We start from the raw sequence: 16461 nt of genomic DNA, 5'->3' as shown, positions 1-16461 counted from the left end.
CTTCACCGCCCAGCGCAACTTGCGCAAGAGCGAAGCCCGCGATTATACGCACCCATTTTGCCTGTTCGCAAGCGCTTTTGGGCGCGCCGGCGGGCTCTCTTCAGGCCGCGAGCGCTTGCAGCAACGCATCGACGCTGGCTTTGGCGTCGCCGAACAACATGCGTGTGTTGTCCTTGTAAAAAAGCGGATTGTCGACTCCCGCGTACCCCGAAGCCATGCTGCGCTTGGAAACGACGACCGTGCGCGCTTTCCAGACTTCGAGCACCGGCATGCCCGCGATCGGACTGGTGGGATCTTCGAGCGCGCCGGGATTGACGATGTCGTTCGCGCCAATCACGAGCACCACGTCGGCGTGCGCGAAATCGTCGTTGATTTCATCCATCTCGAGCACGATGTCGTACGGGACCTTGGCCTCGGCAAGCAGCACGTTCATATGTCCGGGCAAACGACCGGCAACGGGGTGAATACCGAAGCGCACTTTCACGCCCATCGAAGTCAGCTTGCGCGTGATTTCGCTGATGGTCGACTGCGCCTGCGCGACCGCCATGCCATAGCCGGGCACGATGATGACGTCCGACGCGTCGCGCAGCAACGCGCCCACTTCGTCCACCGTCGCGGCCACGACTTCGCCGGCAGCCTGTGTACTGCTCGCGGCGCTCGTCGTGCCGAAGCCCCCGAGAATCACCGAGATGAAACTCCGATTCATCGCGCGGCACATGATGTAGCTGAGAATCGCACCGCTCGAGCCCACGAGCGCGCCCGTCGTGATGAGCAGATCGTTATCGAGCATGAAGCCCGTGGCCGCCGCGGCCCACCCCGAATAGCTGTTGAGCATCGATACGACGACAGGCATGTCGGCGCCGCCGATGGCCATGACGAGGTGGACACCCAGCGCCCCTGCAAAGACGATCATCGTCAGCAGTGCGAACAAACCCGCATCGGCCGACGGTGCCGTGAGAAACCGGTAACCGAGCGCAAGCGCGACAGCCACGATGCCGAGGTTCAGTGCATGTCGCCCCGGCAAGATGAGCGGCTTGCCGCCGAGCGTGCCTTGCAGTTTCAGGAACGCCACGATCGAGCCTGTGAACGTGACCATCCCGATCAGCGCGCCGAGATAGATCTCGCATTCGTGGATGACGCGCGCGGCGCCCGCGAGCCCGGCGAGCGGTGCCAAATAGCTGTTGACGGCCGTCACGACGGCGGCCAGCCCCACGAAGCAGTGCAGCACGGCCACGAGCTGCGGCATTTGCGTCATTTCGACGCGCTTGGCGAGCAGCGCCCCCAGTGTGGCGCCCGCTGCCGCGCATACGAGCACGACCGCGAGGCTCACGCCCGGCGCAATCAAGAGCGTCGCGGCAATCGCGACGAGCATGCCGAGCATCCCATAGAGATTGCCGCGCCGTGCGCTGACCGGATGGCTGAGCCCGCGCAGGCTCAGGATGAACAGCGTGCTCGCGCCCAGATACGCGATATTGCCGATTCCATTGAGCATCGCTCAGGACTCCTTATGAATTGCGCTGAAACATCTTCAGCATGCGTTGTGTGACGAGGAACCCGCCGGCGATGTTGATCGTCGCGACAAAGAGCGCAATGCCGCCCAGCACGGTCACGAGCGCATTGCCGGTGCCGAGCTGCAGGAGTGCGCCAATGACGATGATTCCGCTGATCGCATTGGTCACGCTCATCAACGGCGTATGCAGCGCAGGCGTCACGTTCCAGATGACCTGATAGCCCACGAACACGGCCAGCACGAACACGGTCAGATGCGAAACGAACGAAGACGGCGCGAGCGCGCCCAACGCGAGAAGCGCCAGTACGGCGATGCCCAGCAGCACGGCCGAAGCTGCGCCCGACGCACGCGCGGCCGTCCCGGCTTCGCTCTTGTCGGCCATCCCAGGCACCGCATGCGGTACCGCGCCCGGCGCGGGGCGATGCAGCGCGACAGCGGGTTGCTTCGGCGCGGGCGGCGGCCAGGTGAGCTTGCCCGCATAGACCACCGTGGCGCCGCGCACGACCTCGTCGTCCATATCGATTCGCAACGTGCCGTCCTTTTGCGGCGTCAGATCGGTCAGCAAATGCCGGACGTTGGTGGCATAGAGCTGGCTCGATTGGGTTGCCATGCGGCTCGGCAAATCGGTATAGCCGACGATGGTCACACCGTGTTCGACGACGGCCTCGCCCGGCTTCGTCAGCTCGCAGTTGCCGCCCTGCTCGGCCGCCATATCGACGATCACGCTGCCGGGGCGCATCGATTCGACCATCTGCCGGGTGATCAGCTTCGGTGCCGGCTTGCCCGGAATCAACGCGGTCGTGACGATGATGTCGATTTCCTTGGCCTGCGCCGCGAACAGTGCCATCTCCGCTTCGATGAAGCGCGCACTCATCTCTTTCGCGTAACCGCCTGCCCCGCTGCCCTCCTCGTCGATGTCGACGGTCAGAAACTCGGCACCGAGACTCTGCACCTGTTGCTCGACCTCGGGGCGCGTATCGAAAGCGCGCACGATCGCGCCTAGCCCGCGCGCCGCACCGATCGCGGCGAGACCCGCCACGCCGGCGCCGATGACCATGATCTTCGCGGGCGGCATCTTGCCCGCGGCCGTGATCTGACCGGTAAAAAGCCGGCCGAAGCGATACGCGGCTTCGATCACCGCGCGATAGCCGGCCATGTTCGCCATCGAACTCAGCGCATCGAGCTTTTGCGCGCGCGAAATACGCGGCACGCAATCCATCGCGAGCGCATTGGCGCCGCGAGCGGCCAGCGCATCGACGAGCGAGGGATGCTGCGCAGGCCAGAGAAAGCCGATCAGCGTCGCGCCCGGTCCGAGGAGCGTGGCCTCGTCGACCCCAAGCGCGGGATGGTGCTCGGGCGGCCGGACCTTGACGACGACATCGGCCTCGCTCCATAGGGCGCGCGCATCGGTGACGATCCGAGCCCCCGCCGCGCGATACGCTTCGTCATCGAACGCGGCCGCCGCACCCGCTCCCATTTCGACGCTCACTTCATAGCCGAGCTTGCGCAATTGTGCGACCGTCTCGGGCGTGGCGGCGACACGCCGCTCGCCCGGATGCACTTCTTTCGGCACCGCAATGGTCATCGCCATATCAGCCCCTCGCGCCAAGCACGTTGGACAGGGCGCCGATGCCCTCGATCGACACACTGACCTCGGCACCATCCTTGATGGAACCCACGCCGACAGAGGTGCCGCACGCGATGACATCGCCCGGCATCAGCGTCATGTCGTGCGAGATCATGCTCACCTGTGCCTCGGGCGAAAAAATCATGTCCGCCAGCGGATAATTCTGCCGCTCGACATCGTCGAGGCGCGTCACGACATGGGCGTTGCGCCAGTCGAAATCGGTGCGGATGGCCGGGCCGATGCAGCTGAACGTGTCGAACCCCTTCGCCCGGCACCATTGTGCGAAGTTGGGATCCTCGTTGAGCAGCTCGACAGCCGTGACATCGTTGATGCAGGTATAGCCGAAGATGCAGGCCGCGGCCTCGTCGACGGACACGTCGCGGCATTGTCTGCCGATCACGATGCCGAGTTCGCCCTCATAAGCGATCTTGCCGCCGTAGCCGGTCGGCCGCCGGATCGGCTGCCCCGGGCCGATCACGGACATCGGAGGCTTGATCAGAAACAGCGGATGCGAAGGCGCCGCCTTGCCGAGCTTTTCGGCCAGCGCGTAAAAGTTGTTCCATAAAGCGATGACCTTGGTCGGCGCGCACGGGCTCACGAGCCGCACGTCCTCGAGCCGCCGCCGGGATCCGGTCGCACGAGCCGCGCCAAACATATCGCCCTCGTACTCGGCCACGCAATCGTCTTCGAGTACACCGAAGCCGACGCTTCCGCCGGACGAGTGAAAGCGTATCCACGAACTCATCGGGATATCTCCTGAAGTTGAATTGGGCTTGTCGGGCGAGCCGATGCGATGCAACGCAATGCCCGCCCGTTGCAACGCGGCGCGATGCGCGGCCCGCCGAGCGGGCCGCTGCATTTCGCCGGTGCAGTTCCGATCAGATCGCGCCTGCCGCGCGCAGCTCCGCAATCTGATCGGCAGAAAATCCGAGCTCCGCCATGACCTCGTCCGTATGCTCGCCAAGCAGTGGCGAGCGCGTGACGACGGTCGGGCTGTCGGAGAGCTTGATCGGGTTACCGACGCTCAGGTACGACCCGCGCACCGGATGATCGACCTCGACGATCGTGCCCGTCTTGCGCAGCGACTCGTCCTCCGCGATCTCCTTCATCGACAGCACCGGACCGCACGGGATGTCGTAGCGGTTCAGAATCTGCATCGCCTCGACCTTGGTCTTGCTCATGGTCCACCGTTCGATCTCGGCGAAGATATCCTTGAGTCGCGGCAGCCGCGCATCGGGGGTCGCGTAGTCGGGATCGGTGACCCACTCCTCCTTGCCGATGACGTTGCAGATCTTGCCCCACACGGGCGCCTGCGCAATGAAATAGATGTAGGCGTTGTAATCCCACTCCCAGTTCTTGCAGCGCAGGATCCAGCCCGGTTGGCCGCCGCCCGACGCATTGCCCGCACGCGGCACGGCCGGACCGAAGGTGCCCGCGGGATGCTGCGGATACTCGCGCAGCACACCGGTGCGATCCAGGCGCTGCTGATCGCGCAGCTTCACGCGGCAAAGATTGAGCACGGCGTCTTGCATGGCCGCCAGCACGTACTGTCCGCGGCCCGTCACGGTGCGCTGGTAAAGCGCCGTCACGATGCCGAGCGCGAGATGCAGCCCGGTGCCGCTATCGCCGATCTGCGCTCCGCTGACGACGGGTGGCCCATCGTCGAAACCCGTAGTCGATGCCGCGCCGCCCACGCACTGGGCGACGTTTTCATAGACCTTGCAGTCCTCGTACGGTCCCGGCCCGAAGCCCTTGACCGAAGCGAGGATCATGCGCGGATTCAACTCCTGTATGCGCTCCCAGCCGAAGCCCATGCGCTCGAGCGCGCCCGGCGCGAAGTTCTCGACGAGCACGTCGCATTTCCGGATCAATGCCTCGAGCACTTTCTTGCCTTCGGGATGCTTCGCGTCGATGGTCACCGAACGCTTGTTGTGATTGAGCATCGTGAAGTAAAGACTGTCGGCATCGGGAATGTCGCGCAGTTGTTCGCGCGTAACGTCGCCCGCTCCTGCCCGCTCGACCTTGATGACGTCCGCGCCAAACCAGGCCAGTAGCTGCGTGCAGGTTGGCCCGGACTGCACATGCGTGAAATCGAGGACACGCACCCCCTTCAATGCCTTGCCCACTTCCTGTCTCCAATATTCATTCGTATCGATCAGCGCCGATTGCGATGGCGCAAGGTGCCGCATTCCCAGTCGGTCGGCGGTGTGCGAGTCCGTCAGCGCGACGATCCGGCCGAGACGACGAGCGCCATCGCGGCCCGGCGCGCCGCCGCGAGCGCGGCGGCTTCGCTCGCGAAGACCGCATCGTCGACGACCCGCTGAAACGGCAGCAGGCTCACATGCTCCTGCGGCTCGCCGTCCGCCGCATCGCGCACCGCCGCGAAGGCTGTCCATCCGCCGTTGTCGATCAGTTGCCTCGCCGACAGCTCGAGCCGAAACCGGCCCAGTATTTCCACCTGCATCACACGCCCCTTCGTTGTGCTCTCCCGCATCGCGTGCGGCTTGCCGGCCGAGCCGCGCTTCACGCGCCAGCGCGCGCTTCGAGCTCCGCGAGCCTTTTGCGCAAATTGCGATCTTCCTGGAAGCGGCTCGTCTCGTCGCGAATCACCGCGACGATCCCCGTCAATGCGCCGTCAGCCGAATGAAGCAGCGCGACCGTAAACGCGATCGACAGCGCACGGCCATCCTTGTGCACGGCCGGTACCTTCAACACGTCGTTGCCGTAGCGCGTCTGGCCCGTCTCCATCGTCTTCCGATAGCCGTCCCAATGACGCTGCTGCAAGCGTTGAGGGATGATCAGATCGAGCGACTGGCCGAGCGCCTCTTGCTCCGTGAAGCCGAACATGCGTTCGGCCGCGGGGTTCCACAACGTGATGCTGCCCTCGGCGTCCGAGACGACGACCGCATCGCCGATAACCGAAAGCAACTGCTGCAAATCGACTGTCGTTTTCATGGCGCATATCCCATTCGTATTGACGGGGGCAGTATATCGACCGCCCCCGCCGCTTTCGCGCAGACCGTCAGACGGCACCGATCTCCTTCATTTGGGAGATCTGTTCCTGGGTATAGCCAAGCTGTTGCAGAACCTCCTCCGTGTGCTCGCCGAGCAGCGGCGACGACGTGATCTCGGGCTTGAGGTCCGAGAACTTGATCGGGCTGCCAACCGTCAGGTAGGTGCCGCGTACCTTGTGCGGCACTTCGACGATCGAACCCGTCTTGCGCATCGATTCGTCATAAGCCAGCTCCTTCATGCTGAGCACCGGCGCGCACGGAATGTCGAACTTGCGCAGGATGTCGACCGCTTCGAACTTCGTCTTGTCGCCAAGCCACTCTTCGATCTTGCCGAAGATGTCGAAGATATGCGGTTGACGGGCCTCCGGCGTCATGTAGTCGGGATCGTTGATCCATTCCGGACGGCCGAGGGCGCGGCAAATCGGTTCCCACGCATGGTCCTGGACCGTGAAGTAGATATAGGCGTTCGGATCCGTCTCCCAGCCCTTGCACTTGAGCACCCAGCCCGGCTGCCCACCGCCGCCCGCATTGCCGCCGCGCGGTACGACGTCGGTGAACGTGCCGTGCGGATACTGCGGGTACTCCTTCAGGAAGCCCACGCGCTCGAGACGCTGCTGATCGCGCAGTTTGACGCGGCACAGGTTCAGCACCGCATCCTGCATCGCGACTGCCACCTTTTGCCCCTTGCCCGTCTTCTGGCGGCCGATGATCGCCGTCAGGATGCCGATCGCAAGATGCATGCCGGTGTTGGTATCGCCGAGCGCGGCCGCGCTGATCGTCGGCGGGCCGTCCCAGAAGCCGGTCGTCGAGGCGGCGCCGCCCGCACACTGGGCGACGTTCTCATACACTTTCAGATCGGAATAGTGATGCCCCTCCGAGAAGCCTTTGACCGATGCCACGATCATCTTCGGATTGAGCTCCTTGATGCGCTCCCACGAAAAGCCCATGCGATCGAGCGCGCCGGGGCCGAAGTTCTCGACGAGAACGTCCGATTCGCGGATCAGCTTTTCGAGCACCGCCTTGCCCTCGGGCTTCTTGGTGTCGAGCGTCAGCGAACGCTTGTTGCTGTTGAGCATCGTGAAGTACAGCGCGTCAGCGTCGGGAATGTCGCGCAGCTGATTGCGCGTCACGTCGCCGGCGCCCGGGCGCTCGACCTTGATCACGTCCGCACCGAACCAGGCGAGCAGCTGCGTGCAGGCGGGGCCGGCCTGAACATGCGTGAAATCGATGATCTTGATGCCGTCTAACGGAAGGCTCATTGTTTTCTCCTGATGTATGGGAATCTCGAGCGTTATTTCTTGCTTGCCGCGCTTTGCGGATTGAGGTTGGTGAGCCGGCCGCTTTCGGTGCCCGCCGATTCGTCGATGACGGCGTTGATGAGCACCGGCTTGCCGAGCGCGATCGCTTCGTCGAGTGCCTGTTGGAGCGCTTTCGTGGTCGTCACGTGATAGCCCTTGCCACCGAACGCTTCCATCATCTTGTCGTAGCGCGCACCCTTGACGAACACTGTCGGCGCGACGTCTTTTCCACCCGACGGGTTGACGTCCGTGCCGCGATAAACGCCGTTGTTGTTGAACACGACGATGCACACGGGCAGGTCGTAGCGGCAGATCGTCTCGACTTCCATACCGCTGAAGCCGAAGGCGCTGTCGCCCTCGATCGCGATGACCTGCTTGCCGGTTTCGACGGCAGCGCCCACCGCGAAGCCCATGCCGATACCCATGATTCCCCACGTGCCGCAGTCGAGCCGCTTGCGAGGCTGGTACATGTCGATGATGCTGCGCGCGTAATCGAGCGTATTGGCGCCTTCATTGACGATCGTGATGTCGGGGTTGGCCTTGACGACGTCGCGCAGCACGCTCAGCGCGCTGTGGAAGTTCATCGGCGTGGGATCGGCCGCGAGCGTGGCCGCCATCTTCGTCAGGTTCTTGTTCTTGCGTTCGGCCACGGCTGCGAGCCAATCGGCCGCCGGCTTCGGGAAGTCCGCGCCGATGCCTTCGGCGAGCGCCGCGACGCATGAGCCGATATCGCCGATCACCGGTGCCGCGATGGCCACGTTGCTGTCGATCTCGGTCGGAGCGATATCGAGCTGAATGAACTGTTTCGGGCTGCCCCAGGTCTTGCCCTTGCCGTGCGAAAGCAGCCAGTTCAAGCGCGCGCCGATCAACATGACCACGTCCGATTCGGCGAGCACGAAAGAACGCGCCGCGGACGCCGATTGCGGATGATTGTCAGGCAACAGGCCCTTGGCCATCGACATCGGCAGATAGGGAATGCCCGATTTCTCGACCAGCTCTCGGACGGCGGCGTCGGCCTGCGCATAGGCCGCGCCCTTGCCGAGCAGAATCAGCGGACGCTTGGCGCGCTTGAGCAATTCGAGCGCCCGGCTCACCGATTCCGGCGCGGGCAATTGGCGCGGCGCGGCATCGACCACGCGCACGAGCGATTTCCGGCCGGCCGCGGCATCCATGGTCTGCGCCAGGAGCTTGGCGGGCAGATCGAGATAAACACCGCCGGGACGGCCCGAGACGGCCGCACGAATCGCGCGGGCCACGCCGATGCCGATGTCTTCCGCATGGAGGACGCGGAATGCAGCCTTCGCGTGCGGCTTCGCGATATTGAGCTGGTCCATCTCCTCGTAATCGCCCTGCTGCAGATCGACGATTTCGCGCTCGCTCGAGCCGCTCACGAGAATCATCGGAAAGCAGTTCGTCGTCGCATTGGCAAGTGCGGTCAATCCGTTCAAAAAGCCAGGCGCCGAAACCGTCAGGCAAAGCCCTGGCTTTTGCGTGAGATAACCCGCGGCTGCCGCGGCGTTGCCTGCGTTTTGCTCATGTCGGAAGCTGATGACCCGCATGCCCTCGGCTTGCGCGAGACGCGCAAGGTCGGTCACGGGAATGCCCGGCAACCCGTAGATCGTCTCGATGCCGTTCAGCTTGAATGCGTCGATGACGAGATGAAAGCCGTCGGTCATCGGCGGTGTTTCGGTAGCGGGGATCGTCTCCGGCTCGATCGTCCCAACGACTTCTGCCATGTCTTGCCTCCTTGGCGCAGATGTTTGGTGTTTCTGGTGATATACAATATTCCACACACAGTATTAGTCAAGGCTTTTTTTGCGGCCCGTTGAACGTTGCTGCAGTGCGATTCCCCTCAGCCCTCGACGCGACCCACCGCTGACCGTTTTTCGGTTGCGGTGCACAAGCGAGCCGCCTCTCGAGCTCGCCCTGATTCCGTTGCTTTACCGATACCGCTGCTTCAATCGAGGAAGTCGCAATGCGCCTCGACGAACGCCGCGAGATCGAGCGAATGCTGTCTTACGAGGCGCTCGGCGCGCTCGGTATCGCGCGCCTCGAGGGCTTCGATGATTCGCATGTGATCGCCGATCGAGCGCGAGGCGCGATCGCTGCGCGCGATCGTCATGCGCCTGATCGCGCGCACATGCATGAAGATGTTCTTGACCGTTTCGATGAGAACCGGCGAGTCCGACAACTCGACGAGCGATTGGTGAAACGCGATATTCGCCTCGGAGTACTCCTCGACCTGGTCCGCGGGCGCCGTCTCGCCGAAGTCGTCGAAGAGCCGCCGCAGCCGCGCGAGGTCGTCGTCGGTCGCCCTCAGCGTCGCGAGACGCGCGGCCATGCTTTCGAGCGCCGCCCACATGTGGATCATCTCGACGATCTCGCGCTTGGTCTTGCGCAGGATGTAGACGCCGCGCCGCGGCACGGTCCGCAAGAACCCTTCCTGTTCGAGCAACGTCATGGCCTCGCGCACGGGCGTACGACTTACACCGAGCGCCTCGGCCAGCTCCTTCTCGTCGAGGCGGACCGCCTCGCGCGAACGGTAAATGTCCGTCTCGGCAATCGCACGCTTCAGGCTCGCGTAAGCCTGGTCGCGCAGCGACGCCGAGGCGCCGATCGGCGCCAACGTCAATGCCGCCGGTACACCGCGGCTCTCAGCTTCCCTCTCCATGGCTCTCTGTCCCCTCGCCTCTTCGATATTCTCAATACTGTATATCAGATATCTACCAGACCCAAGCGTTCCGATGCAGTGGCTACGCGAGGAAAGAGGGGCGGGTCGTTGCAGCGAGGCCGCCGCAGCGCGGCTGGCGTGGGTATCCATATGTATTGCCTTATGGTTTTCCAATAAAACTTTAACTATCGACTATCCAATCGGCGCTTTATGCTCTAGTCAAATCATCGATTCACCGATTCATCGATCCGGAGGAAAGGGCTATGAGCCAGGCATTCATCGAGGGGCGCGAGGCCGAGGCCGATCTGCACGCGCATGTGTGCGCCTACAACATGGCGTTCGAGGAGTTGGGACTGCGCTTTCGGTGGGATGCGCGCACGCTTGCATCGCTTGCCTGCATCGAGGACGAAGCGATGCGGATCGTGACGTACATCGAGACTCACCATCCGCATCTGCTCAAGGCCTACAGCCCGGAATTCCTGAGCCACGCCATCCTGACGAGGAAAAACGCGCAGCGCCCCGAGCCGCTGCCGATTCTCGACACGGCGATCCACATGGAAACGAACCGCCCCTCCGTCGTGCAGGTCCGCGCGCGCGATACGCAGGTCCAGACCGATTACAGCTTGCCCATGCTCGCCGGCGCCTGATCCGGTATTCATCAGTACTCCTAATCTTTTCTCGTAACGCCGCGCATTCATCGCGCGGCGTTTTTGTTGCTTGTTACTTGCCGGAGCTTGTTACTTGCCGGAGCTTGTTACTTGCCGGGGCTTGTTACTTGTCGAGGCTTGTTACTTGCCGAGGCTTGCCGTGTCTTGTTGGTGCTGCGCGCGAGTCGAGCTCGCGCAATCCGTCCGTCCAAAAACATTGGGCGCCTTGCCCGAAACCGAGCAAGGCGCCCATTAGCCTGCGATCAATGCGTCAGCGACGACGACGAACGAGGTGCCGCAACGAACGACTCACCCTCCCCCTGCGACTCGATCCAACGCGAGCGCATGGGGGCGAGCAGGAATTTCGCCGCGACCCCCGCAGTGATCGTGATGGCGGCCGACACCAGGAACACCGCGTTCCATCCGCCGGCGGAGGCCAGGATCGATGCGAGCGGCACGAGCAGCGACGCGGTACCTTTGGCTGTATAGAGCAGCCCCGCATTGCCCGCGGCGAATTTGCTGCCGAACGTGTCCGCGCAGATGGCGGGGAAGATCGAGAAGATTTCGCCCCAGCACAGGAAGATCAGCGCCGCGAACGTCATGAACGCATAGGGGTTCGTGCCGTACTGCATGAGGCCGAGCAGCGCGAGGCCTTCGCCGATGAAGACGATGAACATCGTGTTTTCACGGCCGATCTTGTCCGAGACGAAGCCGCACAGCGGCCGCGTGAAGCCGTTGCAGATGTTGTCGATCGAAAGCGTCATCGTCAGCAGCGGCAACGTCAGCCCGAAGAGCGTCATCGGCAAGCGCGCCAGGCCCATATCCTTGGCGATCGGCCCGATCTGCGCCGTTGCCATCAACCCGCCGGCCGCCACAGCGACGAACGAGATATAGATGGCCCAGAAGACCGGCGTACGAGCCATCTGGCCAGGCGTGTAGTCGACCTTCGTGACCGCGAACTTGCGCTTGGGCGCGACCGCGCCGCGGCCCGTCGGTTTGGCGAGCAGCATGGCGAGCACGAAGATGGAGGCTCCTTGCAGAATGCCGAAGAAGAAGAACGCGTGTTCGTAGCCCGAGCGCGTGATCATGTTGGCGATCGGAATCACGGTGACGGCCGCGCCCGCACCGAAACCAGCGGCAGTGAGCCCCGCCGCGAGACCGCGGCGATCGGGGAACCACTTCAGCGCATTGCCGACACACGTACCATAGACGCATCCCGCCCCAACTCCGGCGATGACCGAGGCTGCATAGAGCTCAGGCAGCGTGGTGGCAAACGAATAAATGACCCATGCCAGGCCCGCGCAAACCGCGCCGAGCGCCACCACCGGCCGTGGGCCGAAGCGGTCCACGAGCCACCCTTCCACGGGAACGAGCCAGGTCTCGGTCAGAATGAAGATCGAGAAAGCCAGCTGGATCGACGCAGGTTCCCAATGGTGCCGCGCCTGCATCGGTGCGACAAACAGTGTCCACGCGTACTGAAGGTTGGCCACGAGTGCCATACAGAGCATGCCGATGAACAGCTGAGACCACCTGCCCTTCCAAAATGCAGCGTTTCCGTCCATTTGCTTCGTCTCCATCCATCTAATTATTGAAAAGCGAGAGGCGCAACGGGCCTACACTCTTAATTCATTCATTCTTTATGAATCATTTATAAAATCGAGTGAGTGCCTGAGCCCTTGAATGCGATGAGTGAAAAGGCAACCAGCCGGCGGCATCGACGTGACAGACTCGCGCCTGGGCTCCAGCCGCCTTGCTGCGCGGCGCGGCGCCGATGCGCGCTTTCCTGTTCGATGACAAAGCCTGATTGCATAGACGCATGCTAGGGGCAGCGATGAATTACCGATAATCAAAGTTTGTTACCGTCTCGATTCACTTTCGTTTATGGACCGGCCGAGCACGGCTCGGAGCCCACGGCGCAACACGTTGCGGGATTGCCGGTCTCTCGCCTACTCAAGTCAGGTCGCTCCTGCCGGGTGTTATCCCTAATGCGCGCAAAGTGCGCTTCGTCGGCAAAAGGGGCGGACGCATAGGGTCTTTGCTAAGTTAGGAAAACCTGAAGTTTGTTACGATGACGATCCAGTTTTGCTTATGGACCCGCTTCGGCCATGACTATCAGAAATGCAACGCTTCGGCAGCTGAAGGTCTTCGAAACGGTTGCCCGCCTCCTGAGCTTTTCACGTGCCGCAGAGGAGCTTCATCTGACGCAGCCGGCGGTCTCCACGCAGGTTGCTCAACTCGAAGAGCACGCGGGGTTGCCTCTTTTCGAACAGCTTGGGAAGAAAATCTACCTGACGCCGGCCGGCACCGAAATGCTGCAGTTCAGCCGCACGATCCTTCAGCAATTCCAGCAGGAGGACGAAGCGATGAGCCAGCTCAAAGGTATCTCCGGCGGTACGCTCAATGTCGCCGTCATCAGCGCGGGCGATTATTTCTTTCCACGTTTGCTCGCCGAGTTCACACGCCGCTATTCCGGGGTGACATTCAATCTCGCGGTCCACAACCGCGAGGAATTGCTTCAGCAGTTATCGACGAATCAGACCGACTTAGCGGTCATGGTCCGCCCGCCGGTCAATATGGACGTCACGACCGAGCCGTTCGCGCCCCATCCCTATGTCATCGTCGCGGCACCGACGCATCCGCTCGCGTCGAAACGCTTCATCACCATGGCACAACTGGCCGACGAGCCGTTCATTGTGCGCGAGCGCGGCTCGGACACCTGGAATTCGATGCAGGAGGGACTCGCCGGCCGGCTCGAGCACCCGAAGGTGGCCATGGAGATCAAGAGCACCGAGACGATCAAGCAAGCCGTGATCGCGGGTATGGGCATCGCTTTCCTGTCGGCTCACACGATCAGTCTCGAATTGCAAGTCGGCAATCTCGTCGTGCTCGACGTCGAGGGCTTCCCCGTCATGCTCAACTGGTATGTCGTGCACCGCAAGAACAAACGCCTGCCTCCCGTTGCGGAAGCCTTCAAGCGTTTCCTGATCGACGAAGGCGCGGCATTGCTCGAGCAGATTACCCGGGTTGGCGCGCTGACCGCGAAGCACGCCTGAACCCGGGCCGCGCGATCAGTCGAGAAAATCGCAATGCGCGTCGACGTAATCGGCCAAATCGAGTGAATGTTGACGGACGAGTCGCTCCGCCAGCTCGGTATCGCGTTTTTCGAGCGCTTCGATGATGCGCAGATGGTCGACGATCGAGCGAGCGGCACGGTCGCTTTGCGAAATCGTCATTCGCCGGATCGCCCGGACGTGCACGAAGATGTTCTTGATCGTTTCGAGGATGATCTGCGATTTCGACAGTTCGACGATCGCCTGATGGAACGCGATGTTCGCATCCGAATACTCTTCGATATGCTCGGCGGGAGTCGTATCGCGGAAGTTGTCGAACATGCGGCGCAAGCGGGCGATTTCCTCGTCCGTCGCGTGCAGCGTCGCCTGGCGCGCCGCCATGCTCTCGAGTGCGGCCCACATCTGGATCATTTCGACGATCTCGCGCCGGCTCTTTCGCACGATGTAAATCCCGCGGCGCGGAACCGTGCGTAAAAAACCCTCCTGTTCGAGCAGCGTCATCGCTTCCCGAATCGGCGTTCGGCTGACGCCGAGCGTTTCGCTCAGCATGCGCTCATCGAGCCTCACGGGCTCCCGCGTCGCGTAGATATCGGCGTCCGCAATCGCCTTGCGCAGCATCGCATAAGCCTGATCGCGCAAGCTGACGCTCGCGCCGATCGATTTCAGCGAAAGCGTGAGCGGTGAAGCGGTAGTTTTAGTTAGCAGTTCTGACGACATTTAGTGCCTCACGAGTCCGCCCCGGGCGTGCCCCAGCGTGCACGCCGGCGCCCTCCACTTCGCCCAGGCCGACGAAACGCCCGTGTTTGGCCGCGAGATCCGCGACCGATGCGGGCAGCCATTGCGAAATCAAGTAGGTAGCGAGGCTGCCAAGACCGACGGCCGCGAGCGAAAGCAACGACAAGTTCGGAAGTTCCACCAGTTCCATTTCCCACTCCAGGAGAAGTTTGATCAGATGGTAGCCATGGTAATGCTGCGACGCGGCGGCCGTCAATATTTTGTATGTGATATTTCACGGAATCGCCGCGATCCGTTGTTTCAGCGACACGTACGTGGAGGAGCCCCACGCACGCGGAGTAGCGGGCGACGCACGACCGACAGGATACCGCGCCGCACGGATGTCAGCGGGTAATCGCTTGGACCAAAAGGGGAATCAGGCGGACTTCGGGATGCGGACACCGTCGCCGCAGGCGCGGCAACGGTGTGCGGGAGAGAAAAAAGGCTGGCGGGAATCGGCCGGGAAGCAGTTCCCCCTACGATGCGTTACGCCGCGCGAGCCCCTTGCGTGACGCCGGGAGGCTGCGAGGCGGCCCGGGCAGCCGTCTGCGCAAGCGCGTGCTGCGCCGTTTGCTCCCGGAGCTTGATCAACGCGAGAACGGTGTCGATGATCGGGGTCGCCTGGCCAACGAGGCGGCCCATCTCCTGCACGACGGTCAGCAACGGATCGATTTCCATCGGACGGCCGGACTCGAGATCCTGAAGCATCGAAGTCTTGTGCGCCCCAACGGCGCCCGCACCGTCGATGCGCCGCTCCACATCGACGCGGAAATGCACTCCGAAGCGATCCGCAATCGACTTTGCCTCGAGCATCATCGTTCGGGACACGGCACGCGTGCCGGGGTTGCTCGTGATGACGTCGAGCGTCGCATGCGTCAATGCGCTGATCGGGTTGAAGCAGAGATTGCCCCAGAGCTTGAGCCAGATTTCATCGCGGATGTCGTCACGGATCGGCGCATCGAAGCCGGCCGCCACCATCATTTCCTGCAACGCGAGGATGCGCTCGGTTTTCTCGCCGCTCGGCTCGCCTATCGGAAACTTCTTGCCGTAGACATGGCGTACGACACCGGGCTCGACGATCTCCGCAGCCGGATACAGCACACAGCCGATCGCGCGTTCGGGCCCGAGGCGTTTCCATTGCGTGCCGCCCGGATCGACGCTGTCGAGCATGGTGCCGGCGAATACGCCCCCGTGGCGATAGAAGTACCAATACGGGATGCCGTTGATGGCCGTCACGATCGCGGTATTCGGGCCCAGCAACGGCTGCATTGCGTCGACGACGCCGGCCACGGAATGCGCCTTGAGTGCGACGATGACGTAGTCCTGCTCGCCAAGCTCGCGCGGATCGGACGTGCACCGCACGTTGACCACACGCTCGCCCTCTTCCGTTTGAAGCCGGACGCCATTCTTCTGCATGGCCGCGAGATGAGGGCCGCGCGCGATGAAGCTCACATCGGCACCGGCCAGTGCAAGCTGTGCGCCCATGTAAGCGCCGATCGCGCCGGCGCCATATACACAGATCTTCATATGGGTTCCCTAAAGTGAAGTCACGAAAGCGGTGGCGCGCGGCTCGAGTTCGGCGCGGCGCAGCGAAAGCGCCTCGCGAACGATCTCGCGCATCGTGGACGCACTGGCCGCGTCGAGCGCGTTCAGTAGGACGCGTCGCATGCGCGGCTCCCAAAAGGAGCGGATATGCTCGGCGATGCCGGCGAGGGCCTCGTCGCGATCGGGCATCGACTCGAAGAACTCGCCGATGCGGTTGGCCATCTCGATCAGGTGCTGCTCGTTCATCGTCGGTCTCTCACTGTGCTCATTTGCCCGTGCCCGCATGGGCCGCGCCGCGCTCGCG

General features: G+C 62.9%; 16 protein-coding genes. 2 read left to right on the top strand and 14 right to left on the bottom strand.

Annotation, left to right across the window (positions count from 1 at the left end):
- Positions 1 to 100: 100 nt before the first annotated feature.
- From VGL01_RS20865 to VGL01_RS20825, 9 genes are all read right to left on the bottom strand, one after another.
- Complete coding sequence (locus VGL01_RS20865; RefSeq protein WP_331572721.1) at positions 101 to 1492, bottom strand: NAD(P)(+) transhydrogenase (Re/Si-specific) subunit beta; 1392 nt, start codon at positions 1490 to 1492, stop codon at positions 101 to 103.
- Positions 1493 to 1505: 13 nt separating this feature from the next.
- A complete protein-coding gene (locus VGL01_RS20860) occupies positions 1506 to 3101 on the bottom strand; it encodes a Re/Si-specific NAD(P)(+) transhydrogenase subunit alpha (protein WP_331572719.1) in 1596 nt (531 codons plus the stop codon).
- 1 nt (position 3102) lies between these two features.
- Positions 3103 to 3882, bottom strand: a complete 780-nt coding sequence (locus VGL01_RS20855; RefSeq protein ID WP_331572718.1) for a fumarylacetoacetate hydrolase family protein — start codon at positions 3880 to 3882, stop codon at positions 3103 to 3105.
- Positions 3883 to 4015: 133 nt separating this feature from the next.
- Positions 4016 to 5263 carry a formyl-CoA transferase gene (gene frc / locus VGL01_RS20850; RefSeq protein WP_331572830.1) on the bottom strand — a complete coding sequence of 416 codons (1248 nt, stop codon included), beginning with the start codon at positions 5261 to 5263 and terminating at the stop codon, positions 4016 to 4018.
- Between the two features lie 92 nt (positions 5264 to 5355).
- Positions 5356 to 5631 (bottom strand): hypothetical protein, encoded by a 276-nt coding sequence (locus tag VGL01_RS20845; RefSeq protein WP_331572716.1) that lies wholly within the window; start codon positions 5629 to 5631, stop codon positions 5356 to 5358.
- A gap of 29 nt (positions 5632 to 5660) precedes the next feature.
- Positions 5661 to 6092 carry a PAS domain-containing protein gene (locus VGL01_RS20840; RefSeq protein WP_331572714.1) on the bottom strand — a complete coding sequence of 144 codons (432 nt, stop codon included), beginning with the start codon at positions 6090 to 6092 and terminating at the stop codon, positions 5661 to 5663.
- 67 nt (positions 6093 to 6159) lie between these two features.
- Entirely contained in the window at positions 6160 to 7410 is a 1251-nt protein-coding gene (frc, locus tag VGL01_RS20835; RefSeq protein ID WP_331572712.1) for a formyl-CoA transferase, read from the bottom strand.
- Between the two features lie 32 nt (positions 7411 to 7442).
- The gene (gene oxc / locus VGL01_RS20830) at positions 7443 to 9185 is read right to left on the bottom strand and encodes an oxalyl-CoA decarboxylase (protein ID WP_331572710.1); all 1743 of its coding nucleotides are present in this window, start codon (positions 9183 to 9185) and stop codon (positions 7443 to 7445) included.
- A 221-nt stretch (positions 9186 to 9406) separates the two neighbouring features.
- The gene (locus VGL01_RS20825) at positions 9407 to 10120 is read right to left on the bottom strand and encodes a GntR family transcriptional regulator (RefSeq protein WP_331572708.1); all 714 of its coding nucleotides are present in this window, start codon (positions 10118 to 10120) and stop codon (positions 9407 to 9409) included.
- Positions 10121 to 10383: 263 nt separating this feature from the next.
- Between VGL01_RS20825 and VGL01_RS20820 the strand changes: the two genes are divergently transcribed.
- A complete protein-coding gene (locus VGL01_RS20820) occupies positions 10384 to 10767 on the top strand; it encodes a hypothetical protein (protein WP_331572706.1) in 384 nt (127 codons plus the stop codon).
- Between the two features lie 263 nt (positions 10768 to 11030).
- Here the strand turns inward: VGL01_RS20820 and oxlT are convergent, their stop codons facing one another.
- On the bottom strand, positions 11031 to 12329 hold the full coding sequence (oxlT, locus tag VGL01_RS20815; protein ID WP_331572704.1) for an oxalate/formate MFS antiporter: 1299 nt from the start codon (positions 12327 to 12329) through the stop codon (positions 11031 to 11033).
- A 543-nt stretch (positions 12330 to 12872) separates the two neighbouring features.
- On the opposite strand from oxlT, the gene VGL01_RS20810 reads away from it, so the two are divergent.
- A complete protein-coding gene (locus tag VGL01_RS20810; RefSeq protein ID WP_331572702.1) occupies positions 12873 to 13820 on the top strand; it encodes a LysR family transcriptional regulator in 948 nt (315 codons plus the stop codon).
- A 15-nt stretch (positions 13821 to 13835) separates the two neighbouring features.
- Here VGL01_RS20810 and VGL01_RS20805 read toward each other — a convergent pair whose 3' ends face one another.
- The 4 genes from VGL01_RS20805 to VGL01_RS20790 all read right to left on the bottom strand — a co-directional run bounded on the left by VGL01_RS20805 (position 13836) and on the right by VGL01_RS20790 (position 16403).
- Positions 13836 to 14555, bottom strand: coding sequence for a GntR family transcriptional regulator (locus tag VGL01_RS20805; protein WP_331572700.1), 720 nt, complete (start codon positions 14553 to 14555; stop codon positions 13836 to 13838).
- Positions 14533 to 14763 carry a hypothetical protein gene (locus VGL01_RS20800; protein ID WP_414720315.1) on the bottom strand — a complete coding sequence of 77 codons (231 nt, stop codon included), beginning with the start codon at positions 14761 to 14763 and terminating at the stop codon, positions 14533 to 14535. The genes VGL01_RS20805 and VGL01_RS20800 overlap by 23 nt, the downstream gene beginning before the upstream one ends.
- A 335-nt stretch (positions 14764 to 15098) precedes the next feature.
- Positions 15099 to 16139, bottom strand: coding sequence for a 2-dehydropantoate 2-reductase (locus VGL01_RS20795; protein ID WP_331572698.1), 1041 nt, complete (start codon positions 16137 to 16139; stop codon positions 15099 to 15101).
- 9 nt (positions 16140 to 16148) lie between these two features.
- The gene (locus tag VGL01_RS20790) at positions 16149 to 16403 is read right to left on the bottom strand and encodes a formate dehydrogenase subunit delta (RefSeq protein ID WP_331572826.1); all 255 of its coding nucleotides are present in this window, start codon (positions 16401 to 16403) and stop codon (positions 16149 to 16151) included.
- Between the last annotated feature and the right edge of the window lie 58 nt (positions 16404 to 16461).

It is taken from the genome of Trinickia sp. (assembly GCF_036503415.1).
GTDB lineage: Bacteria > Pseudomonadota > Gammaproteobacteria > Burkholderiales > Burkholderiaceae > Trinickia.
The sequence above is the reverse complement of the archived record's forward strand: the minus strand, read 5'-3'. Positions and strand labels throughout refer to the sequence as shown.

What these genes read in the sequence shown, in the direction of transcription:
- VGL01_RS20865 (WP_331572721.1), bottom strand. Translation starts at nt 1,492, where the DNA reads ATGCTCAATGGAATCGGCAATATCGCGTATCTGGGCGCGAGCACGCTG.
- VGL01_RS20860 (WP_331572719.1), bottom strand. Translation starts at nt 3,101, where the DNA reads ATGGCGATGACCATTGCGGTGCCGAAAGAAGTGCATCCGGGCGAGCGG.
- VGL01_RS20855 (WP_331572718.1), bottom strand. Translation starts at nt 3,882, where the DNA reads ATGAGTTCGTGGATACGCTTTCACTCGTCCGGCGGAAGCGTCGGCTTC.
- VGL01_RS20845 (WP_331572716.1), bottom strand. Translation starts at nt 5,631, where the DNA reads ATGCGGGAGAGCACAACGAAGGGGCGTGTGATGCAGGTGGAAATACTG.
- VGL01_RS20840 (WP_331572714.1), bottom strand. Translation starts at nt 6,092, where the DNA reads ATGAAAACGACAGTCGATTTGCAGCAGTTGCTTTCGGTTATCGGCGAT.
- frc (WP_331572712.1), bottom strand. Translation starts at nt 7,410, where the DNA reads ATGAGCCTTCCGTTAGACGGCATCAAGATCATCGATTTCACGCATGTT.
- oxc (WP_331572710.1), bottom strand. Translation starts at nt 9,185, where the DNA reads ATGGCAGAAGTCGTTGGGACGATCGAGCCGGAGACGATCCCCGCTACC.
- VGL01_RS20825 (WP_331572708.1), bottom strand. Translation starts at nt 10,120, where the DNA reads ATGGAGAGGGAAGCTGAGAGCCGCGGTGTACCGGCGGCATTGACGTTG.
- VGL01_RS20820 (WP_331572706.1), top strand. Translation starts at nt 10,384, where the DNA reads ATGAGCCAGGCATTCATCGAGGGGCGCGAGGCCGAGGCCGATCTGCAC.
- oxlT (WP_331572704.1), bottom strand. Translation starts at nt 12,329, where the DNA reads ATGGACGGAAACGCTGCATTTTGGAAGGGCAGGTGGTCTCAGCTGTTC.
- VGL01_RS20810 (WP_331572702.1), top strand. Translation starts at nt 12,873, where the DNA reads ATGACTATCAGAAATGCAACGCTTCGGCAGCTGAAGGTCTTCGAAACG.
- VGL01_RS20805 (WP_331572700.1), bottom strand. Translation starts at nt 14,555, where the DNA reads ATGTCGTCAGAACTGCTAACTAAAACTACCGCTTCACCGCTCACGCTT.
- VGL01_RS20800 (WP_414720315.1), bottom strand. Translation starts at nt 14,763, where the DNA reads ATGGAACTGGTGGAACTTCCGAACTTGTCGTTGCTTTCGCTCGCGGCC.
- VGL01_RS20795 (WP_331572698.1), bottom strand. Translation starts at nt 16,139, where the DNA reads ATGAAGATCTGTGTATATGGCGCCGGCGCGATCGGCGCTTACATGGGC.
- VGL01_RS20790 (WP_331572826.1), bottom strand. Translation starts at nt 16,403, where the DNA reads ATGAACGAGCAGCACCTGATCGAGATGGCCAACCGCATCGGCGAGTTC.